The sequence below is a fragment of the Micromonospora sp. GCM10011541 genome, from assembly GCF_042650725.1.
GTDB lineage: Bacteria > Actinomycetota > Actinomycetes > Mycobacteriales > Micromonosporaceae > Micromonospora > Micromonospora sicca.
Genome location: NZ_JBHSBP010000058.1, coordinates 33,064 through 51,729, shown reverse-complemented (window position 1 = coordinate 51,729; position 18,666 = coordinate 33,064). Strand labels below are relative to the sequence as shown.

Genomic DNA, 18,666 nt, shown 5'->3' with positions numbered 1-18,666 from the left:
TAGCCAGGGCTTCGGGCGGCTGGAGGTAGGGGGTCGGCGTGACGTCACCGGTGGGTCTGCACCGCGTCGTGGAACCGGCGGGGGTGCTGCCGCAGGCGGCCTGGCGGCTGGACGCCGACCCGCGGATCGCCGCGAACGAGGTCCGCATCCGGGTGGAGCGGCTGAACCTGGACGCGGCGAGCTTCCGGCAGCTGTCGGAGAAGCACGGCGGCGACGGGGAGAAGGTCCGCGCCGAGGTGCTGGAGATCATCTCCACCCGGGGGAAGATGCAGAACCCGGTGACCGGGTCGGGCGGGATGCTGATCGGCACGGTGGAGGAGGCCGGCCGGCGGTCCCCGCTGGGGCTGAAGGCGGGCGACCGGGTGGCGACCCTGGTGTCGCTGACGCTGACCCCGCTGATGGTCCTCGACGGCCTGGCCCGCTGGGACGGGCGCAGCGAGCAGGTGCCCTGTGACGGGTACGCCATCCTGTTCGCCCGGTCGATCGCGGCGGTCCTGCCGGCCGACCTGCACCCGGAGCTGTCCCTGGCGGTCCTGGACGTGTGCGGGGCGCCGGCGCTGACCGCCCGGGTGGTGGCCGAGCACGTCGCCCGACGCCGGCGCGAGGGCGACCCGCGGCCGGTGAACGTGGCGGTGATCGGCGGCGCCGGCAAGAGCGGGTCGCTGTCCCTCGCGGCGGCGCGGCGGGCGGGCGCGGGTCGTACCGTCGGGGTGGTGCCGGTGGCGGCGGAGCGCGACGCGCTGGAGCGGGCCGGGCTGGCCACCGGCGTCGCGTTGGCCGACGCCCGCGACCCGGTGGGCCTGTCCACCGCGGTGACCACCGCGCTGGGCGCGCCGGCCGACGTGACGGTGGTCTGCGTGGACGTGCCGGGCTGCGAGCATGGGGCGGTCCTGGCCACCGAGGACGGCGGCACGGTGATCTTCTTCTCGATGGCGACGAGCTTCGCCGCCGCCGCGCTGGGCGCGGAGGGCCTGGCGGCGGACGTGACGATGCTGGTGGGCAACGGGTACGTGCCGGGTCACGCGGAGTTGGCGTTGGAGCTGCTGCGCTCCGAGCCGGGGGTGCGTGGTCTCTTCGAGTCCCGGTTGGCGGCAGACTGAACCCCATGACGAACCCCTCGACCTTGTACCGCGGCGGCGTGCTGCACTGTCCGGCCGAGCCGAGCGCGACGGCGCTGCTGGTCCGGGACGGCCGGATCGGCTGGCTGGGTGCGGCCGCGGACGCCCCGACCGCCGACCGGGTGGTGGACCTCGACGGCGCGCTGGTGACGCCCGCGTTCGTGGACGCCCACGTGCACGCCACCGACACCGGTCTGGTCCTGTCGGGCCTGGACCTGTCGGCGGTGCGCTCGGCCGGTGAGCTGCTGGACGCGGTGTCCGCGTACGCGGCGGGCCTGCCGGGCGACGCGGTGGTGCTGGGGCACGGCTGGGACGAGTCGTACTGGTCGGAGCGGACCCTGCCGGACGCGGCGGCGCTGGACCGGGCGGCCGGTGGCCGGCGGGTGTACCTGTCGCAGGCGTCGATCCACTCGGCGCTGGTGTCGGCGGCGTTGTTGGCGGCCTGCCCGGAGGCGGCGGCCGCGCCCGGCTACGACCCGTCGGGCTGGCTGCGGCGCGACGCGCACCACGTGGTGCGGGCGGCGGCGCAGGGGTCGGTGACCCGGGCGCAGCGGGTGGCGGCGCAGCGGGTGGCGTTGCGCCACGCGGCGTCGCTGGGGATCGCCGCGGTGCACGAGTGCGGTGGGCCGGAGATCTCCGACGAGGACGACTTCACCGGCCTGCTGGGGATCTCCGGGGACGGGGTGCCGGAGGTGTACGGCTACTGGGGTGAGCTGCTCGGCGCGGCGCGGGCCCGGGAGTTGGGGGCGGTCGGGGCGGGTGGGGACCTGTTCGCCGACGGGGCGTTGGGGTCGCGCACGGCGCACGTGTCGGCGGCGTACCTGGACTCGACGGCCGGGTCCTGCGGGCACGGGTACCTCTCCGCGGAGCAGGTGCGCGACCACCTGCTGGACTGCGCGGCGCACGGCCTGCAGGGCGGGTTCCACGCCATCGGTGACGCGGCGATCGACACGGTGCTGGCGGGGTTCGCGGCGGCGGCGGAGAAGGTGGGCACCGACCGGCTGCGGGCGGCCCGGCACCGGGTCGAGCACGCGGAGATCATGAACAAGCGGCTGATCGCCGGGTTCGTGGAGTACGGGATCGTGGCGTCGATGCAGCCGGCGTTCGACCGGCTGTGGGGCGGCGCGGGCCGGATGTACGAGTCGCGGCTGGGCCTTTCCCGGTCGTTGGAGTCCAACCCGATGGGGGCGATGCACTCGGTCGGGGTGGCGTTGGCGTTCGGGTCGGACTCGCCGGTGACGCCGCTGGACCCCTGGGGTTCGGTGCGGGCCGCCGCGGCGCACCACAATCCGGCGCAGCGGATGAGCGCGCGGGCGGCGTTCGCCGCGCACACCCGCGGCGGGTGGCGGGCGGTGCACCTGGACAACGAGGGTGTGCTCGCGCTGGGCGCGCCGGCGACGTTCGCGGTGTGGTCCACCCCGGCCGGGGTGGACCGGGGACTGCCGGTGCTGCAGGCCGAGGACCCGGAGCTGCGGGGCGCGGACGATCCGACGCCGCTGCCGGTGTGCCGGGCCACGGTGCTGCGGGGTGACGTGATCTATGAGGAAGGGTCTTCGTGAGCGAGCGGAGCGAGCGAACCATCGGTACAGACGGGGGCGCGACAGCGTGACGGGCAAGCTTGAGCTGGATCCGGCGCTGGTGGCGCGGGCGCGGGAGTTGGCGCGCCGCGCCGGGCAGCCGGTGGTGGATCTGGCGCGCAGCCACACCACCGTGTCGGTGGAGCGGGCGGTGCTGCGGCTGGCCGGGGTGACCGGCGCCGACCCCGACGGCATCCCGTGGGTGAACCGCCTGGTCGACGCGGTGGTCGCCGACACCGGCCTGGGGCACGGCGTCGCGGCGCCGGTGTTCGACGCCCTGGCGCGGGAGGGCATCACCGATGTGACGCTGCTGGCGCAGAAGGGCGCCGCCGGGTCGGTGCGGTTCACGCAGCCCACCGGGAAGGCGGCCACCGCGGCGCGTAAGGCCGCCCGGAAGGCGGTCGCCGCCGGGGTCCGGCAGGTCGACCGGCGCCGGGCCGAGCGGGACCGCCTGGTGAAGCGGTACGGGGACCCGAAGCAGCGGCCGTGGATCTACCTGATCGTGGCCACCGGGGACATCTACGAGGACATCCCGCAGGCGCAGGCCGCGGCCCGCGCCGGCGCGGACGTCATCGCGGTGATCCGGTCGACGGGGCAGTCGCTGCTGGACTACGTGCCGGAGGGCGCGACCCGGGAGGGTTTCGCCGGCACGTACGCCACGCAGGAGAACTTCCGGCTGATGCGGGCGGCCCTGGACGAGTCGTCGAAGGAGCTGGGCCGGTACGTGCGGCTGACGAACTACGCGTCGGGTCTGTGCATGCCGGAGATGGCGACGCTGGCCGGCCTGGAACGCCTCGACATGATGCTCAACGACTCGATGTACGGGATCCTGTTCCGCGACATCAACCCGATCCGCACCTTCGTCGACCAGCGGTTCTCCCGGCAGGTGCACGCCCGGGCGGGGATCATCATCAACACCGGTGAGGACAACTACCTCACCACCGCCGACGCCGTCGACGAGGCGCACACGGTGACGGTGTCGCAGCTGCTCAACGAGTACTTCGCGCACGAGGCGGGGTTGGCCGACTGGCAGTTGGGGCTGGGGCACGCGTTCGAGATCAACCCGGACGTGCCGGAGTCGTTCCGCCTCGAGCTGGCGCACGCGCTGCTGGCCCGGGAGTTGTTCCCCGACGCGCCGCTGAAGTGGATGCCGCCGACGAAGCACATGACCGGTGACGTGTTCCGCGGCAACCTGCTCGACGGGTTCTTCAACCTGGTGGGCACCATGACCGGGCAGGGCATCCTGCTGGTCGGCATGATGACCGAGGCGGTGGTGACGCCGTGGCTGTCCGACCGGGACATCGCCCTGCAGAACGTCCGCTACGTGCTGGGCGCGGCCGGCGGGCTGCACGAGGACTTCGTGCCCGCGCCCGGCGGGTTCATCCAGCAGCGCGCCAACCGGGTGCTCGGTGAGGCCCTGGAGCTGCTGGAGCGCATCGGGGACCAGTCGCTGCTCACGGCCATCGCCGAGGGCACCTTCGGGATCATGAAGCGGCCCGCGGACCGGGGCAAGGGCCTCGACGGGGTCGCCAGGCACGAGGGCGACTACTACAACCCGGCCACCGACATCCTGGAAGGGCAGCAGGCGTGAGCGTCGTCGAGACCGGCGCGGGCGCCGAGAAGAAGATCGTGCGGCCGTACGGGGACACCACCGGCGACGGCATGGTGCAGGTGTCGTTCACCCTGCCGGTGCCGCACGACAAGCGGGCCGAGGGCGCGGCGGTCCAGCTCGCGAACAAGATGGGCATCGACCCGGCGATGCTGGTGCACGCCAAGCCCATCGGTGACGGCTTCACCTTCTTCGTGGTGTACGGGCGGGTGAACCACCTGGTGGACCTCGCCGCGGTGCAGGTGGTCGAGCGGGACTTCCCGCTGCTGTCGGCCAAGGAGGTCAACGCGGTGGTGAAGCAGAAGTTGCGGCGCAAGCTGTCCGTGGTGGGGGCGTGCATCGGCACCGACGCGCACACCGTGGGCATCGACGCGATCCTCAACGTCAAGGGCATCGCCGGTGAGAAGGGCCTGGAGTACTACCGGGAGTTGAAGGTCACCAACCTGGGCGCGCAGGTCAGCGTGCCGGAGCTGGTGGAGGCCGCCCGGGTCGAGAAGGCCGACGCGGTGCTGGTGTCGCAGGTCGTCACCCAGCGCGACGCGCACCTGCACAACACCCGGGAGATGTCCGCGGCGTTCCGCGAGGCGATGCCGGCCGGGAAGCGGCCGCTGCTGATCGTCGGCGGCCCCCGGTTCGACGAGACGATGACCGACGAGTTGGGCGTGGACCGGATCTTCGGCCGGGGCACCACCCCCGGCGAGGTCGCCAGCTACCTGGTCCACGCGCTGATCACGAGCAAGAAGGCGAGAGCATGAGTGACTCCCGGGTCGGTCTGACCGTCACCCACCGCCGGTACGTGCCGTACTCGCACGCCCACTACGCGGGGAACCTGGTCGACGGGGCGTACGCGCTGGGGCTGTTCGGGGACGTCGCCACCGAGGTGTGCATCCGCACCGACGGCGACGAGGGGCTGTTCGCCTCCTACTCCGACGTGCAGTTCCGGGCGCCGATGAAGGCCGGTGACGTGCTCGAGGTGACCGCGACGGTGACCCGGGTGGGCACCCGCAGCCGCACCATCGACTTCGCCGCGCGGGTGGTGTGCCGGGGCCGGCCGGACAACTCCGAGTCCGCCGCCGAGGTCCTCGCGGAGCCGATCGTGGCGGTCACCGCGACCGGCACGGTGGTCGTACCCCCGGCGGCGTGAACGTCGCCGTCTGCGCCGACGTCGGGTCGACGTACACCAAGGCGGCGGTGGTCGACCTCGACGGCGGCGCGCTGGTCGCGGCCGCGTCGGCGCCGACCACCGTCGGCACGGACGTGCTGCACGGCCTGGACGCCGCCGTCGGCGCGGCCACCGCCCGGCTCGGCGCAGCCGACGCGCCCTGGTACGTCTGCTCGTCGGCCGGCGGCGGCCTGCGCCTCGCGGTGATCGGCTACGAACCCCTCGTCACCGCGCAGGCCGGCCGGCGGGTCGGCCTGTCCGCCGGCGCGAACGTGGTGCACGTGGCCGCCGGTCGGCTCGCCGCGGCCGACCTGACCGCGCTACGGGCCGCCCGCCCCGACGTGGTGCTGCTGGTCGGCGGCACCGACGGCGGCGACGCCGACACGCTCACCCACAACGCCACCCGGCTGGCCCGGGCCCGCTGGCGGGTGCCCGTGGTGCTCGCCGGCAACGCCGACGTCCGCGACGACCTGCGCGCCCTGCTCGCCGCCGCGAAGGTGCCGGTGACCGTCGCCGACAACGTGCTGCCCCGCATCGGGGTGCTCGCCCCCGCGTCGGCGCGGGCGGCGATCCGCGAGGTGTTCCTGCGCCACGTCATCGGCGGCAAACGGCTCTCCCGCGGCACCCGCTTCGCCCGGCTGGTGCGGGCCGCCACCCCCGACGCGGTGCTCACCGGGGTGGAGGTCCTCGCCGACGCCCTCGGCGGTGACCTCGCCGTCGTCGACGTCGGCGGCGCCACCACCGACGTGTACTCGGTGCTCACCCCCGACGAGCGGGACAGCGGGCCCGGGCGGGAGGTCGCCGGCAGCCTGTGGCGGGCCCGCACCGTCGAGGGGGACCTGGGCATGCGGTGGAGCGCCCCCGGCGTGGTGCGCGCCGCCGCCGAGGAACGTCTCCTCGCCCCGGCCGAGCAGGACGACCTGGCCGCCGCGGCGGCGGTGCGGGCCGCCGAGCCCGGCTTCCTGCCCGCCGGCGACACCGACCGGGCCGTCGACGCCCGGATCGCCGCCCTCGCGGCCACGGTGGCGCTGCGCCGCCACGCGCGCGGCGCCGCGACGGGGGAACGGGCCGGCCGGGACCTGCGGGACGTGCGGCTGCTGGTCGGCTCCGGCGGGGTGCTGCGCCACGCGACGCCCACCGACGCCGCCGGTGTGCTGGGCGCGGTGCTGGGCGACCACGCCGGCGGGTGGCCGCTGCCGCGCGCGGCCCGGCCCGTCGTCGACGTCGACTACGTCCTGGCCGCCGGTGGGCTCCTCGCCGCCGACCATCCGGCGGCGGCGCGGGCGTTGCTGCGCCGTCATCTGGACCGCTGAGAGCACCGACGGTCGTCGGATCGAGACGCGCCGACGCGACACGCCGTGTCGCAACACACGACAGGCCCGGGTGGGTTGACAGCGGGCGGGGTGCAGAACGTACCGTCTTTGAGTCCTACCACGGGAAGCGGCTGTTGTTCGCTTCGTCCCTTCGTCCGCTGGCCGAGTGACACTGATGCACCTCGTCGCGGCGGCCAGGTCCAGCGGGCGGGGGTCGGCGGGGCGGCGCGGACCGGCCGCGGTTACCGGTGTACGGGCGGGGTGAAAGGCACGGCCAGTAGACAACGGCCAGGCGGGGGCAGCCAGTCCGCGTCCGGTCGGTCCGAAGGTCGGCGCCGTTCATCCTCGTCCCACCGGCCGGGAAGGGCCTGGGAGCATCGGGGCGCGGCGCGAGCCGCGCCCCGATTTCGTTCCCCGTCTCAGACCTCCCGCCGGTACGCCTCCAGCCGGTCGGCGAGCAGCACCGGCCGGCTCAACGCGAGCAGGTGCCCGCCGGGCAGCTCGTCGGGCTCCACGCCGAGACGCTCACGCGCGAGCCGCCGCTGGAACTCCAGCGGGAAGAACCGGTCGTCGCGGCCGGACACCACCCGGGTCGGCACCTCCGGCCAGCGGCGCAGCGGATTGGGCCGGGTGAACACCGCCGGCGACTCCGACGGCCCGCCGGCGGCCAGGAGCCGCGCCGTCACCTCCTGCGGCACGTCGTGGAAGAAGTCCACCGCCAGGTCCACATCGGCGTCCGGGTCGCGGCCCTGCGCGGCCGCGTACGCGGCGCGGGCCGGCGCGTGGCCGGTGGCCGCCCACCAGTCGCCCGCGGTCTCCCCGGGCGCGGGGATCATCGGGTTGACCAGCACCAGCAGCCGCACCGCCGGATGGTCGGCGACCAGCGGCGCGGTGAACGCGCCCAGCGACTGCGCCACCAGCGTCACGTCCCGGTGGCCGTCGACCGCGGCGCGGACCGTGTCGGCGTACTCGGGCAGGGCGGCGTGTTCGTCGGCGGCGGGCAGGTCCACCGCCACCGCCTCCCGGCCCCGGCGGCGCAGCTCGTCGACGAGCAGCCGCCAGTAGTCGCCGCTGCCACCGGCACCGGGAATCAGCACGTACGTCATCGTCGCCCCCGTGGTCGCATGTGGCACAGGATGCCAGCCGGGTCCGACAGGTGCGGGCGGGAACGCGCCAGGGTCAGCGGGCGGCGGGGCGGGCGCGGACGTGCAGCCGCTCGCCCTGCGGGCCGAACAGGGTGAGCAGTTCCGCGGGCTGGGAATCCGGGTTGGCGACCGCGTGCGGCAGGCGGGTGTCGAACTCGGCGACCTCGCCGGGGGTCAGCAGCAGGTCGTGTTCGGCCAGCAGCAGGCGGACCCGCCCGGACAGCACGTACAGCCACTCGTGGCCCTCGTGGGTCTGCTGTCGCGGCTCGGCGGGGGTGTGCGGCGGCAGGATCTGCTTGAACGCCTGCAGGCCGCCCGGGCGGCGGGTCAGCGGCAGGAACGTGATGCCGTGGCGGACGATCGGGCGCGAGTGCACCCGCGGGTCGCCGGTGGCCGGCGCGCCCACCAGCTCGTCCAGCGGCACCTGGTGGGCGCGGGCGAGGGGCAGCAGCAGCTCCAGGGTGGGCCGGCGGCCACCGGACTCCAGCCGGGACAGGGTGCTGACCGAGATGCCGGTGGTCTCCGCGAGCTGGGCCAGGGTGACGCCGCGCCGGGTGCGCAGGGCCCGCAGCCGGGGACCCACCGCCGCCAGCACCGCCGACTCCTCGTTTGCCATAACAGCAACATTACTTGCCGCTGAGCCGGGTCGGGCGCACGGTGGGCACCGACAACAGCGACGGAGGCGACGATGAACGACAGATACGACGTGGTGGTGGTCGGCGGTGGGGCCGCCGGGCTCGCCGGGGCGCTGGCCCTGGCCCGGGCGCGGCGGTCCGTGCTCGTGATCGACGCGGGGCAGCCCCGCAACGCGCCGGCCGGGCAGGTGCACAACTTCCTCGGCCACGACGGCACGCCGCCGGCCGACCTGCTCGCCGCCGGCCGCGACGAGGTCACCCGGTACGGCGGCGAGATCGTCGCCGGGACGGCCGAGGACGCGACGCGCGACGGCGACGGGTTCCTGGTGACCCTGCACGACGGGCGGGACGTGCGGGCCCGGCGGCTGCTGGTCACCACCGGGCTGGTCGACGAACTGCCCGACGTGCCCGGGCTGGCCGGGCGGTGGGGACGCGACGTGCTGCACTGCCCGTACTGCCACGGCTGGGAGGTCCGGGACCGGCGGATCGGGGTGCTGGCCACCGGGCCCCTCGCGGCGCACCAGGCGCAGCTGTGGCGGCAGTGGAGCCCGCACGTGACGCTGCTGCTGCACGACGTCCCGGAGCCGGACGCGGAGGAGGCCGAGCGGCTGGCGGCGCGCGGGATCGCCGTCGTCGACGGCCCGGTCGCCGCGCTGGAGGTGACCGGCGACGCGCTCACCGGCGTGCGGCTGGCCTCCGGCGAGGTCGTCGCGCTCGACGCCGTGGTGGTGGCCGCCCGGGCCACCGCGCGGGCGGGCGTGCTGCGGTCGCTCGGGCTGGCCCCGGCCGACGTGGAGATGGCCGGTCACGTCGTCGGCGCGCAGATCCCCGCCGACCCGACCGGCGCCACCGCCGTGCCCGGCGTGTGGGTGGCGGGCAACGTCGCCGACGTACGCGCGCAGGTGGTCACGGCCGCCGGGGCCGGGCTGACCGCCGGCGCGGCCGTCAACGCCGACCTGGTCGCCGAGGAGACCGACGACGCCGTCGCCGGCTACCGGCGTGACCTGAGCACGATGTTCGAGCGGGCCGCCTGGGAGGAGCGCTACCAGGCCCGGCCGGCGGTGTGGAGCGGGCGGCCCAACCCGCAACTGGTGGCCGAGGCCACCGCCCTGGCTCCGGGGCGGGCGCTGGAGGTCGGCTGCGGCGAGGGCGCCGACGCCGTCTGGCTCGCGCAGCGGGGCTGGCAGGTCACCGCGGTCGACATCGCCGACACCGCCCTGCGGCGGGCCGCCGCGCACGCCGAAGCGGCCGGCGAGCCGGTTGCCGCGCGGATCACCTGGACGCAGGCCGACCTGCGGGAACAGCCGCCGGCCGGCCGGTACGACCTGGTGTCGGCGCAGTACATGCACCTGCCCGGCGACGCGCGACGGCAGCTGTTCGCGCGGCTGGCCGCCGCGGTCGCCCCGGGCGGCACCCTGCTGATCGTCGGGCACCACCCGTCCGACCTGCGGACCACTGCACACCGGATGCACTTCCCCGACATGATGTACACCGCCGAGGAGGTCGCCGCCGACCTCGACCCCGACGTGTGGCAGGTGTGTGCGGCCGAGGCCCGGCCGCGGGCCGCGGTGGACCACGACGGACGCGACATCACCATCCACGACGCCGTGCTGGTGGCACGCCGCCGCAGCTGAACCCGGCGGCCACCTGCCGCTGCCCGCGCCCACCGAAGCCCCCGTCGACGCCACGCCGGTCTGGTCATACCAGGTATCCTGCCTGGTATGACCAGACCGGTGAGGAAGCTGTCGATCTCCGTTCCACCGGACGTCGCCGAGCGCCTGGAGCGTGAGCCCAACGCCAGCGCCTACCTGGTGGAGGCCGCCCGTGCGCTCATGCGTCGGGAGGCGCTGACCGCCGAACTGGCGCACCAGGGCATCCAGGTCACCGAGGAAGGTGTGGCCCGGGCGAGGGCGGCACGCGCCGCGGTGGACGCGGCGTGGCCGCCCGAGCGCTACCAGGCGGTGCGCGAGCGGGTCCGCCACGCGGTCGACAACGAGGTCACCGGCTCCTCGCAGGCGCCGGCCGCGTGACGGCGTACGACGCGCCGCCGGTGCGGCTGATGCTGGACCGGTCCGCGCTGCTGGCCTACCTGGCCGGTTCGGTGCACGTGGGGGAGCCGCTGCACGAGGTGATCGCCGACGGGGTGCGGTTCGGCGTGACCGCCGTGACCGCCGCCGAGACCCTCGCCGTCGTCGACGACCCGAAGGACCGGGCGGCGCTGCACCGGCTGCTCGGTCTGGACGCGTGCGCCATGCTGCCGACTCCCGCCGGGTCGTGGCAGGAACTGGCCTACTGGCGGGGCTTCACCGGCCGCGTGGACCTGGCCACCACGGTGCTGGCCTGCCTGGAGCACGACGCCCCGATCCTGACCGGGGAGCCGCGGTACGGCGACGGGGACCTGCCGGTGATCCCACTGCCCGACTAGGCAGGCCACCGCACCGGCATCGGACGGCGCCGGCCGGGTAGCCTTCGGCCCGTGATCGTGGTGAGGTGCCGGTGACGATGCTCGACCGGGAAGAGGCGCGTGCCACCGCCGGGGTACGCGACGGCGGGACCGGACGTCCGCTCCCGTTGAAGGTGGCCGTGCCGCTGGCGCTCGTGGCCGGACTGGCGCTGCTGGCCGCGTTCCCCCCGTACGGGGTGTGGCCGCTGGCGCCGGTCGGCGTGGCGCTGCTGGCCGCGGCCGCGCACCGGCGGCGGCTGCGCGCCGGCGCCGGGCTGGGCTTCCTCACCGGGGTGGCGCTGTTCGCGCCGCTGCTGGAATGGACGAACCTGCACACCGGCTACCTGCCGTGGGTGCTGCTGTCCCTGCTGCAGGCCGGCTACCTGGCGCTGCTCGGCGCGGCCACCGCCTGGGTGACCCCGCTGGCCGACCGGTGGCGGTGGGCGTGGCCGGCGCTGACCGGGCTGCTGTGGGTGGGGCAGGAGGCGCTGCGGGACCGCACCCCCTTCGGTGGGTTCCCGTGGGGGCGGTTGGCGTTCAGCCAGGACTCCTCGCCGCTGCTGCCGCTGGCCGCGCTCGGCGGGGCCCCGCTGGTGACCTTCGCGGTGGCGCTGGCCGGCGGGCTGCTGGTCGCCGTCGCCTGGCGGCCGTGGCAGCACCAGGCCGGTCAGTGGCGGCCGGTGGCCGGGCTGCTCGCCGCGCTGGCCGTCGTCCTCGGCGCCGGGTCGGCGGTGCCCGTCGGCGTACGCGGCGGCGGCGACAGCGTCACCGTGGCCATCGTGCAGGGCAACGTGCCCCGGCTCGGGCTGGACTTCAACGCCCAACGCCAGGCCGTGCTCAACAACCACGTCGACGCCACGCTGACCCTCGCCGCGCAGGTCGCCGCCGGGGCGCAGCCCCGACCGGACCTGGTGGTCTGGCCGGAGAACTCCAGCGACATCGACCCGCTGCGCAACCCCGGCGCCGGGGACCGCATCTCCCAGGCCGCCGACGCCATCGGCGCGCCGATCCTGGTCGGCGCGGTGCTGCTCGGCCCAGGCGAAGGGCAGGTCCGCAACGCCGGCCTGCTGTGGCGGCCCGGCAGCGGAGCCGACCTCGATCAGCTCTACACCAAGCGGCACCCGGTGCCGTTCGCCGAGTACGTGCCGCTGCGTTCCATCGCCCGGGCGGTCAGCTCCGAGGTCGACCGGGTCCGCTCCGACTTCGTCGCGGGCACCCACCCCGGCGTGCTCGACGCCGGGCCGGCGGTGCTCGGCGACGTGATCTGCTTCGAGGTCGCCTACGACGGCATCGTCCGGGACACCGTCACCGGCGGCGCGCAGCTGCTGGTGGTGCAGACCAACAACGCCACCTTCGACGTGGCCGAGGCCCGCCAGCAGTTGGCCATGGTGCGGCTGCGGGCGGTCGAGCACGGCCGGGCCGCGCTGATGGCCTCCACGGTCGGAGTGTCCGGGTTCGTTACCCCGGACGGGCGGGTAACCGGTGCCACCGGATTCAACACCGCGGCGGTGGTGGTCCGGCAGATGCAGCTCGGGGACGGTCGTACGCCGGCCACCCGGGCGGGAGTGTGGCCGGAGGTGGCGCTCGCGGCGCTCGCCGTCGCGGCCCTGGCCGGCGCGGCGGTGCTGCGCCGCCGCCGGGAGGCCGCCCCCGACTAGGACGACTGGGCCGGTACGCGCGGAAGGGCGGTAACGCGGTGGTCGAGGCAGCCGAGAGGCGGACGGTCGGCCATCCCGGGGTGGGACGGGTCCTCGTGGTCATCCCCACCTACAACGAGGCCGACAACGTCACCCGGATCGTCGCCCGGGTACGCGAGGCCGCGCCCGCGGTGGAGATCCTCGTCGCCGACGACAACAGCCCCGACGGCACCGGCGCGATCGCCGACGCCCTCGCCCGGACCGACCCGCAGGTGCACGTGCTGCACCGGCAGAGCAAGGAAGGGCTCGGCGCGGCCTACCTGGCCGGGTTCGCGTGGGCCCGCAGCCGCGAGTACGACGCGGTGGTGGAGATGGACGCCGACGGCTCGCACGCCCCGGAGGACCTGCCGGCGCTGCTGGACGCCGCCCGCGACGCCGAAGTGGTGATCGGCTCCCGGTGGACGCCCGGAGCGCAGGTGCTGAACTGGCCGCTGCGCCGGCTGCTGCTGTCGCGCTGCGGCAACCTGTACGCGCGGCTGGCGCTGGGCATGCCGGTGGCCGACGCCACCGGCGGCTACCGTGTGTACCGGTCGACGGCCCTCGACGCGATCGACCTGGAGTCGGTCAGCTCGCAGGGGTACGCCTTCCAGGTGGAGCTGTCCCGGCTGGCGCACCGCGCCGGGGTGCGGATCGTCGAGGTGCCGATCACCTTCGCCGAGCGGGAGCACGGCGACAGCAAGATGAGCCCGCTGATCGTGGCCGAGGCGCTGTGGCGGATCACCGGGTGGGCGCTGCAGGACCGGCGCACGGCGGTGCGGCGGGGCCTGCACGGCACCCCCGACGGTCAGGTCCGGTGGCCCTGAGCGGCGCCGTGTCATGCTGGACAGGGCGGATGTCCGACCCGCCCCAGGCAGATGAGGTGACATGCGCCGAGGACTGAGATTCGTACCGCCGGCCCTGCTGCTGCTCGCGGTGCTGGAGCTGACGGTGTTCGTCCTGGTGGGCCGGGGGATCGGGTTCGGTTCCGCGGTGCTGCTGGTGTTCGCGGCGTCCCTGCTCGGGCTGGTGCTGCTGCGCCGGGAGGGGATGCGCGCGTGGCGGGGCTTCCGGGCCGCCGTGGAGTCGCGTCAACCGCCGGGACCGCAGGTGACCGACGGGCTGGTGGGGCTGCTGGGTGCGTTGCTGCTGGCCACCCCCGGGCTGGTCAGCGGCGTGGTCGGGCTGTTGCTGCTGGTCCCGCCGGTGCGTCGACTCGCCCGGGTCGGTGTGCAGCGTGCCGCCGAGGGCCGGGTGTCGTCGATGGTCGCCGGTGACCTGTTCGGCCCGCGTCGGGTCCGGGTGCGGCGCGGCGCCCCGCAGCCGGCGCCCACGCCGACCGCCCCGCAGCAGCCGGTGACGGACCCCGGGCGGGCCATCGAGGGCGAGATCATCGAGCCCGGCCGGCCCTGAACGAGACGGCGAAGCGCCCCCGGGAAGGTTCTTCCCGGGGGCGCTTCGGTCGTACGTGGTGCGCTCAGGCGCGGCCGCGGCGGGTGCGGACCTCCTGGAGTCGCTCGGCCAGGATGTCCTCCAGCTCGGCGATGGAGCGCCGCTCCAGCAGCATGTCCCAGTGGGTACGCGGCGGCTTGGCCTTCTTCTGCTCCGGCTCGGTGCCGTCGACGAGCCGGGCGACGCTGCCGTCGAACTTGCACTCCCAGGTCGTCGGGACCTCGGCGTCGACGGCGAACGGCACCTCGAACTGGTGGCCCTTGGCGCACAGGTACTCGCGGGTCTGACGCGGCGCGAGCTCGGTGTTGCGGTCGGATTCGTAGCTCACCGCGCCCAGGCGGCTTCCGCGCAGCATACGCTCGCCCATGATCGACTTCCCCTCGTTCGTGGTGCTGGTCTTCTCGTGTAACGGTCCGTCGCCACCGGGGCATTCCCGCCCAGGTGGGTGATCCGGCCCCGGGACCCCTGCAAGGGTAACCGGCCATGACCTGAGCCCGGCGGGGTCGTCCCCGGCCGGGTTGAAACGGTGGAGTGTTTTCGCTGTCACCGGGGATGTTAGCCGCCCCAGGTGTGCCGGAGGTGACGATGACCAGTGACGCGCCGGTCGACGCCCGACCGCCCGGCGGGAAGACCTTCTTCGGTCACCCGCGGGCGCTGTCGACTCTGTTCCTCACCGAGATGTGGGAGCGGTTCAGTTTCTACGGCATGCGCGCGATCCTGGTGCTCTACCTCACCGCCGCGGTGGCCGACGACGGGCTGGCCATCCGGGAGTCCACCGCCAACGCCGTCTACGGCACCTACAACGCGATGGTCTACCTGATGGCGCTGCCCGGCGGCTGGGTCGCCGACCGCCTCATCGGGGCCCGGCGCAGCGTGCTGTGGGGCGGCGTGGTCATCGCCGCCGGCCACTACGTGATGGCGATCCCCGCCCGGTGGAGCGTCTTCGCCGGCATGGCGCTGATCGTGCTCGGCACCGGGCTGCTCAAACCCAACATCTCGACCATGGTGGGCGCCCTGTACGACCGGGACTCCCCGCGCCGCGACGCCGGCTTCTCCATCTTCTACATGGGCATCAACCTGGGCGCGTTCATCGCGCCGCTGGTCACCGGCTTCCTCGGCGAGAAGATCAACTGGCACCTGGGCTTCGGCGCCGCCGCGATCGGCATGACCTTCGGTGTGCTGCAGTACGTCCTGGGCCGGCGCAACCTCGGCGAGGCCGGCGCCCGGCCCGCCGACCCGCTGCTCGGCGCGGACCGCCGCCGCGCGCTGACCCGCATCGCCGTCGTCACCGTCGCGGTGCTGCTGGTGTTCGCCGTCCTCGCCCTGTTCGGGCTCTTCACCGTCAACACCGTGGTGAACCTGCTCACCGTCGTCACGGTGCTGGTGACCATCGGCTACTTCGCCCGGATCCTCACCGACGGGGAGATCAGCGGGACCGAGCGCAGCCGGATGAAGGCATACCTGTGGCTGTTCGTCTTCGCCGCGGCGTTCTGGCTGATCTACGACCAGGCGGGCTCGGTGCTGAACATCTTCGCCGCCGACAAGACCGACCGGGACGTCCTCGGGTTCACCTTCCCCGCATCCTGGCTCCAGTCGGTCAACCCGATCCTGATCATCATCGGCGCGCCGCTGGCCGCCTGGCTGTGGCTGCGCCTCGGGCACCGGGTCTCCACGCCGATGAAGTTCGCCGTCGGCCTGGTCCTCAACGGGCTGTCGTTCGTGCTGATGGCCGCGGCCGCCCAGGCCGCCGTCGGCGGTGACCTGGTCTCCCCGTGGTGGCTGGTGGCCGTGTACGCCATCCAGGTCGCCGGTGAGCTGGCGCTGAGCCCGGTGGGCCTGTCGGCCACCACCAAGCTCGCCCCGGTGAAGTACGCCAGCCAGATGATGGGCCTGTGGTTCCTCGCCACCGCCGTCGGCGACGCCATCGGTGGCCAGGTGGCCCGGCTGGCCGAGACGTGGCCAGAGCCTACGTACTTCCTCACCTTCGGGCTGGCGTCGGTGGTGCTCGGGCTCGGCGCGGTGATGTTCGCCCGGCACATCCGGCAGCTGATGGCCGGCATCCACTGACCGGCCCCGCCGTCACACCGCCGGGGTCGGCGGCAGCGGCAGCGGCAGCCCGGGCAGCCCGTCGATGCTGCTAGCGACGTGTTCCTTCCCGGCGAAGTACCCGCTCAGCGAGGCGTCGTCCTCGCGGGCGAAGCGCCTGCCGTGCAGGTCCCGGTCGGCGTCGTAGGTCATCAGCGGAACCGCGTAGCCGCAGGTGTCGCGGATCAGCTCGGCACGCACCAGGATGATCGCGCGCAGGCCGTGCACGCTCGTGTCGATGTCCGGGAAGAACCGGACCAGGTCCACCCAGCGGGGATCGTCGCGGAACACCGGCTCGCCGCGGCCGTGCACCCGCACGATGTTCGGCGGGCCGGAGAACGCGCACCACATCAGCGTGATCCGGCCGTTCTCCCGCAGGTGGGCGATGGTCTCCGCATTGGAGCCGGCGAAGTCCAGGTAGGCGACCGTCCGGTCGTCGACGACGGCGAAGGAGCCGCGCAACCCCTTGGGGGAGAGGTTGACCGTGCCGTCGCCGGACAGCGGCGCGGTGGCGGTGAAGAACATCGGCTGCTCCTCGATGAAGGTGCGCAGCCGACCGTCGATGCGTTCGTACGTCTTTCCCACCTCGGCATCATCGCCGCCAACGGGGTCGTGCCGCTGTCCCGTCCCAGCCTGCGGTGACGTGCCGGCGGTCACTTCCCGGGCCGGTGGCGACGCGTGCCCGAGAGATCGCGGGGACGGGTGTCAGGCGTTGTCCGGTTGGCGGGAGCTGAGCCGGGCCAGGGCGCCGGCGAGGTCGCTGACCTGGTCGGCGAGCTGCGCGGCCCGCCGCTGGGCCAGGTCCCGGTCGGCCTCGACGGAGCGCAGCCGTACCGTCAGCTCGGCCAGCCGGGCCTCGACGGACGCGGCGGCTTCCCGTGCGGCGGCCAGTTCGGCCGTCAGGCCGTCCCGCTCGGCCGTGCGGCCCGCCAGTTCCGCGCGGGCGGCGGTGGCCGTCGCGACGGCCTCCTGCCGGGCGGCCTCGGCCCGGCCCTGGGCGTCCTCCGCCTGCTGACGGGCGCGGTCGGCCTCGGCCGCGGCCGCCGCCGCCCGGGCCGCCTCGGCCCGCGCGGCCTCGGCCTCGGTCCGGGCCTGCATGGCCTCGGCGCGCAGCCGCTCGGCCCGCTCCAGGGCCTCGCCGGCCGAGCGCGTGGCCCGCTCGGCGTCACCCCGCGCGGCGTCCCGCTCGGCGGTCAGGCCGGTCAGCCGGCGCCGCTCGCCCTCCAGTTCAGAGCGGACGGTACGCAGCTCCGCGCGGGCGGCGTCGCGGTCCCGCTCGGCCTGCACCCGCAGCGCCTGCGCCGCGCCGGCCTCCCGCCGGGCCTCGTCCCGAGCCGACTCGGCCAGCTCCGCCCGGCCGGCGGCGCGGGTCGCCTCCTCGACGGTCCGGTCCGCCCGCTCGCGGGCCGCGTCCCGGTCGGCGACCGCCGTGCGGGCCTCCTGGCGGGCCCGGACCGCCGCCGCGGCCGCGTCCTCGGCCTCGCGGCGGGCCTCGTCCCGCTCGGTGTGCGCGGCCGCCACCTCGGCGGACGCCTCGGCGCGCAGCTGCGCGAGCTGCCGCTCCACCCCGGCGGGGGAGAGCTCGGCGTGCAGGGCCTCGGTGAGGGTGTCCACGATCTGGTCGAGGCGGTCGACCGCCTCCCAGGTCCGGGCGACCTGGCCGGGCAGGCCGGGGGCGTTGCGGTGACGCATCCGGGAGTTGCGCGACGCCCGCTGGCAGGCGCCGTCGTTGTCCCGGCAGTACCGGAACGGCCGGCCCGCACCGGCGCGCTGCGGCACCTCCCGTCCACAGTGGGCACAGGGGCGGGTGTCGGCGGTGGGAGTGGGCTGGGCGTCCATCGAGCGCGAAGTCTAGTGGCACCGGCGCGGGGAGCCGGTCGACGTCGCCACTAGGGTGGGCGGATGCCCGTCTCCCCGTACGTCGCCCGGATGCGCAAGCACATCGGCACCGACCTGCTCCTGCTGCCCGGGGTCAGCGCGGTGGTGCGCGATGACGCCGGGCGGGTGCTGCTGGCCCGGCGCAGCGACAACGGCCGCTGGTCGTTGCCGGCCGGCGTCATCGACTCGGGCGAACAGCCGGCGGACGCGGTGCTGCGGGAGGTCCTCGAGGAGACCGGGGTACGCGTCGAGATCGAGCGGGTCGGCGGGGTCGCCACCCACCCGGTCGTCTACCCCAACGGCGACGCCTGCGAATACCTCAACGTGTGGTTCCGCTGCCGCCCGGTCGGCGGCACCCCGACCGCGGACGGCGACGAGTCCACCGAGGTCGGCTGGTTCGACCCGGACGACCTGCCCGAGCTGGACGACTGGTCCCGGCTGCGGATCGACACCACCGTGAGTGAGGACGCCCCCACCTGGCACGCCCGGCCCGGCCAGCGGCACCCCGCGCTGGGCCGACCGGACGCGCTCTGACGCTCCACGCCAGCAGGGGCGGGCCTGATCCGTCAACGCAGG

19 protein-coding genes are annotated in these 18,666 nt (G+C 74.9%); 14 read left to right on the top strand and 5 right to left on the bottom strand.

Annotation, left to right across the window (positions count from 1 at the left end):
- Positions 1-50 precede the first annotated feature (50 nt).
- Genes ACFOYX_RS25760 through ACFOYX_RS25735 form a run of 6 tightly spaced genes read left to right on the top strand, consistent with a single transcriptional unit; the run spans position 51 to position 6,779 of the window.
- Positions 51-1,100: a zinc-binding alcohol dehydrogenase gene (locus ACFOYX_RS25760; RefSeq protein ID WP_322439441.1), complete on the top strand. Its 1,050-nt coding sequence runs from the start codon at positions 51-53 to the stop codon at positions 1,098-1,100.
- A gap of 5 nt (positions 1,101-1,105) precedes the next feature.
- Positions 1,106-2,677 (top strand): amidohydrolase family protein, encoded by a 1,572-nt coding sequence (locus tag ACFOYX_RS25755; RefSeq protein ID WP_322439369.1) that lies wholly within the window; start codon positions 1,106-1,108, stop codon positions 2,675-2,677.
- A gap of 46 nt (positions 2,678-2,723) precedes the next feature.
- Complete coding sequence (locus ACFOYX_RS25750) at positions 2,724-4,286, top strand: lysine 5,6-aminomutase subunit alpha (RefSeq protein WP_322439368.1); 1,563 nt, start codon at positions 2,724-2,726, stop codon at positions 4,284-4,286.
- Complete coding sequence (locus ACFOYX_RS25745) at positions 4,283-5,059, top strand: OAM dimerization domain-containing protein (RefSeq protein ID WP_109803242.1); 777 nt, start codon at positions 4,283-4,285, stop codon at positions 5,057-5,059. Before ACFOYX_RS25750 ends, ACFOYX_RS25745 begins: the two co-directional genes overlap by 4 nt.
- Complete coding sequence (locus ACFOYX_RS25740; RefSeq protein ID WP_322439367.1) at positions 5,056-5,448, top strand: hotdog domain-containing protein; 393 nt, start codon at positions 5,056-5,058, stop codon at positions 5,446-5,448. The genes ACFOYX_RS25745 and ACFOYX_RS25740 overlap by 4 nt, the downstream gene beginning before the upstream one ends.
- Positions 5,445-6,779 carry a glutamate mutase L gene (locus ACFOYX_RS25735; RefSeq protein ID WP_322439366.1) on the top strand — a complete coding sequence of 445 codons (1,335 nt, stop codon included), beginning with the start codon at positions 5,445-5,447 and terminating at the stop codon, positions 6,777-6,779. Before ACFOYX_RS25740 ends, ACFOYX_RS25735 begins: the two co-directional genes overlap by 4 nt.
- 419 nt (positions 6,780-7,198) lie before the next feature.
- On the opposite strand, the gene ACFOYX_RS25730 is transcribed toward ACFOYX_RS25735, so the two are convergent.
- Both ACFOYX_RS25730 and ACFOYX_RS25725 read right to left on the bottom strand, forming a co-directional pair.
- Positions 7,199-7,885: an alpha/beta fold hydrolase gene (locus ACFOYX_RS25730; RefSeq protein ID WP_322439365.1), complete on the bottom strand. Its 687-nt coding sequence runs from the start codon at positions 7,883-7,885 to the stop codon at positions 7,199-7,201.
- Between the two features lie 73 nt (positions 7,886-7,958).
- Positions 7,959-8,540 (bottom strand): XRE family transcriptional regulator, encoded by a 582-nt coding sequence (locus ACFOYX_RS25725; protein ID WP_322439364.1) that lies wholly within the window; start codon positions 8,538-8,540, stop codon positions 7,959-7,961.
- Positions 8,541-8,612: 72 nt separating this feature from the next.
- Here ACFOYX_RS25725 and ACFOYX_RS25720 point away from each other — a divergent pair, with 72 nt between their 5' ends.
- From ACFOYX_RS25720 to ACFOYX_RS25695, 6 genes are all read left to right on the top strand, one after another.
- A complete protein-coding gene (locus ACFOYX_RS25720) occupies positions 8,613-10,193 on the top strand; it encodes an FAD-dependent oxidoreductase (protein ID WP_322439363.1) in 1,581 nt (526 codons plus the stop codon).
- Between the two features lie 87 nt (positions 10,194-10,280).
- Entirely contained in the window at positions 10,281-10,589 is a 309-nt protein-coding gene (locus ACFOYX_RS25715; protein WP_322439362.1) for a hypothetical protein, read from the top strand.
- Positions 10,590-10,618: 29 nt separating this feature from the next.
- Positions 10,619-10,984: a hypothetical protein gene (locus ACFOYX_RS25710; protein ID WP_255544407.1), complete on the top strand. Its 366-nt coding sequence runs from the start codon at positions 10,619-10,621 to the stop codon at positions 10,982-10,984.
- A gap of 71 nt (positions 10,985-11,055) precedes the next feature.
- Positions 11,056-12,660 carry an apolipoprotein N-acyltransferase gene (gene lnt / locus ACFOYX_RS25705; protein WP_377534484.1) on the top strand — a complete coding sequence of 535 codons (1,605 nt, stop codon included), beginning with the start codon at positions 11,056-11,058 and terminating at the stop codon, positions 12,658-12,660.
- Positions 12,661-12,698: 38 nt separating this feature from the next.
- Complete coding sequence (locus ACFOYX_RS25700) at positions 12,699-13,502, top strand: polyprenol monophosphomannose synthase (protein ID WP_109804566.1); 804 nt, start codon at positions 12,699-12,701, stop codon at positions 13,500-13,502.
- Between the two features lie 61 nt (positions 13,503-13,563).
- On the top strand, positions 13,564-14,088 hold the full coding sequence (locus ACFOYX_RS25695) for an FxsA family protein (RefSeq protein ID WP_322439361.1): 525 nt from the start codon (positions 13,564-13,566) through the stop codon (positions 14,086-14,088).
- A gap of 64 nt (positions 14,089-14,152) precedes the next feature.
- Here the strand turns inward: ACFOYX_RS25695 and ACFOYX_RS25690 are convergent, their stop codons facing one another.
- A complete protein-coding gene (locus ACFOYX_RS25690; RefSeq protein ID WP_007070998.1) occupies positions 14,153-14,494 on the bottom strand; it encodes an RNA polymerase-binding protein RbpA in 342 nt (113 codons plus the stop codon).
- 218 nt (positions 14,495-14,712) lie between these two features.
- Between ACFOYX_RS25690 and ACFOYX_RS25685 the strand changes: the two genes are divergently transcribed.
- A complete protein-coding gene (locus tag ACFOYX_RS25685) occupies positions 14,713-16,194 on the top strand; it encodes a peptide MFS transporter (protein ID WP_322439360.1) in 1,482 nt (493 codons plus the stop codon).
- A 12-nt stretch (positions 16,195-16,206) separates the two neighbouring features.
- Here the strand turns inward: ACFOYX_RS25685 and ACFOYX_RS25680 are convergent, their stop codons facing one another.
- Together ACFOYX_RS25680 and ACFOYX_RS25675 are read right to left on the bottom strand one after the other, a co-directional pair.
- On the bottom strand, positions 16,207-16,797 hold the full coding sequence (locus ACFOYX_RS25680) for a pyridoxamine 5'-phosphate oxidase family protein (RefSeq protein ID WP_322439359.1): 591 nt from the start codon (positions 16,795-16,797) through the stop codon (positions 16,207-16,209).
- 120 nt (positions 16,798-16,917) lie between these two features.
- The gene (locus tag ACFOYX_RS25675; RefSeq protein WP_322439358.1) at positions 16,918-18,051 is read right to left on the bottom strand and encodes a hypothetical protein; all 1,134 of its coding nucleotides are present in this window, start codon (positions 18,049-18,051) and stop codon (positions 16,918-16,920) included.
- Positions 18,052-18,114: 63 nt separating this feature from the next.
- On the opposite strand from ACFOYX_RS25675, the gene ACFOYX_RS25670 reads away from it, so the two are divergent.
- Complete coding sequence (locus ACFOYX_RS25670) at positions 18,115-18,624, top strand: NUDIX domain-containing protein (protein ID WP_109804848.1); 510 nt, start codon at positions 18,115-18,117, stop codon at positions 18,622-18,624.
- The last annotated feature ends 42 nt before the right edge of the window (positions 18,625-18,666 follow it).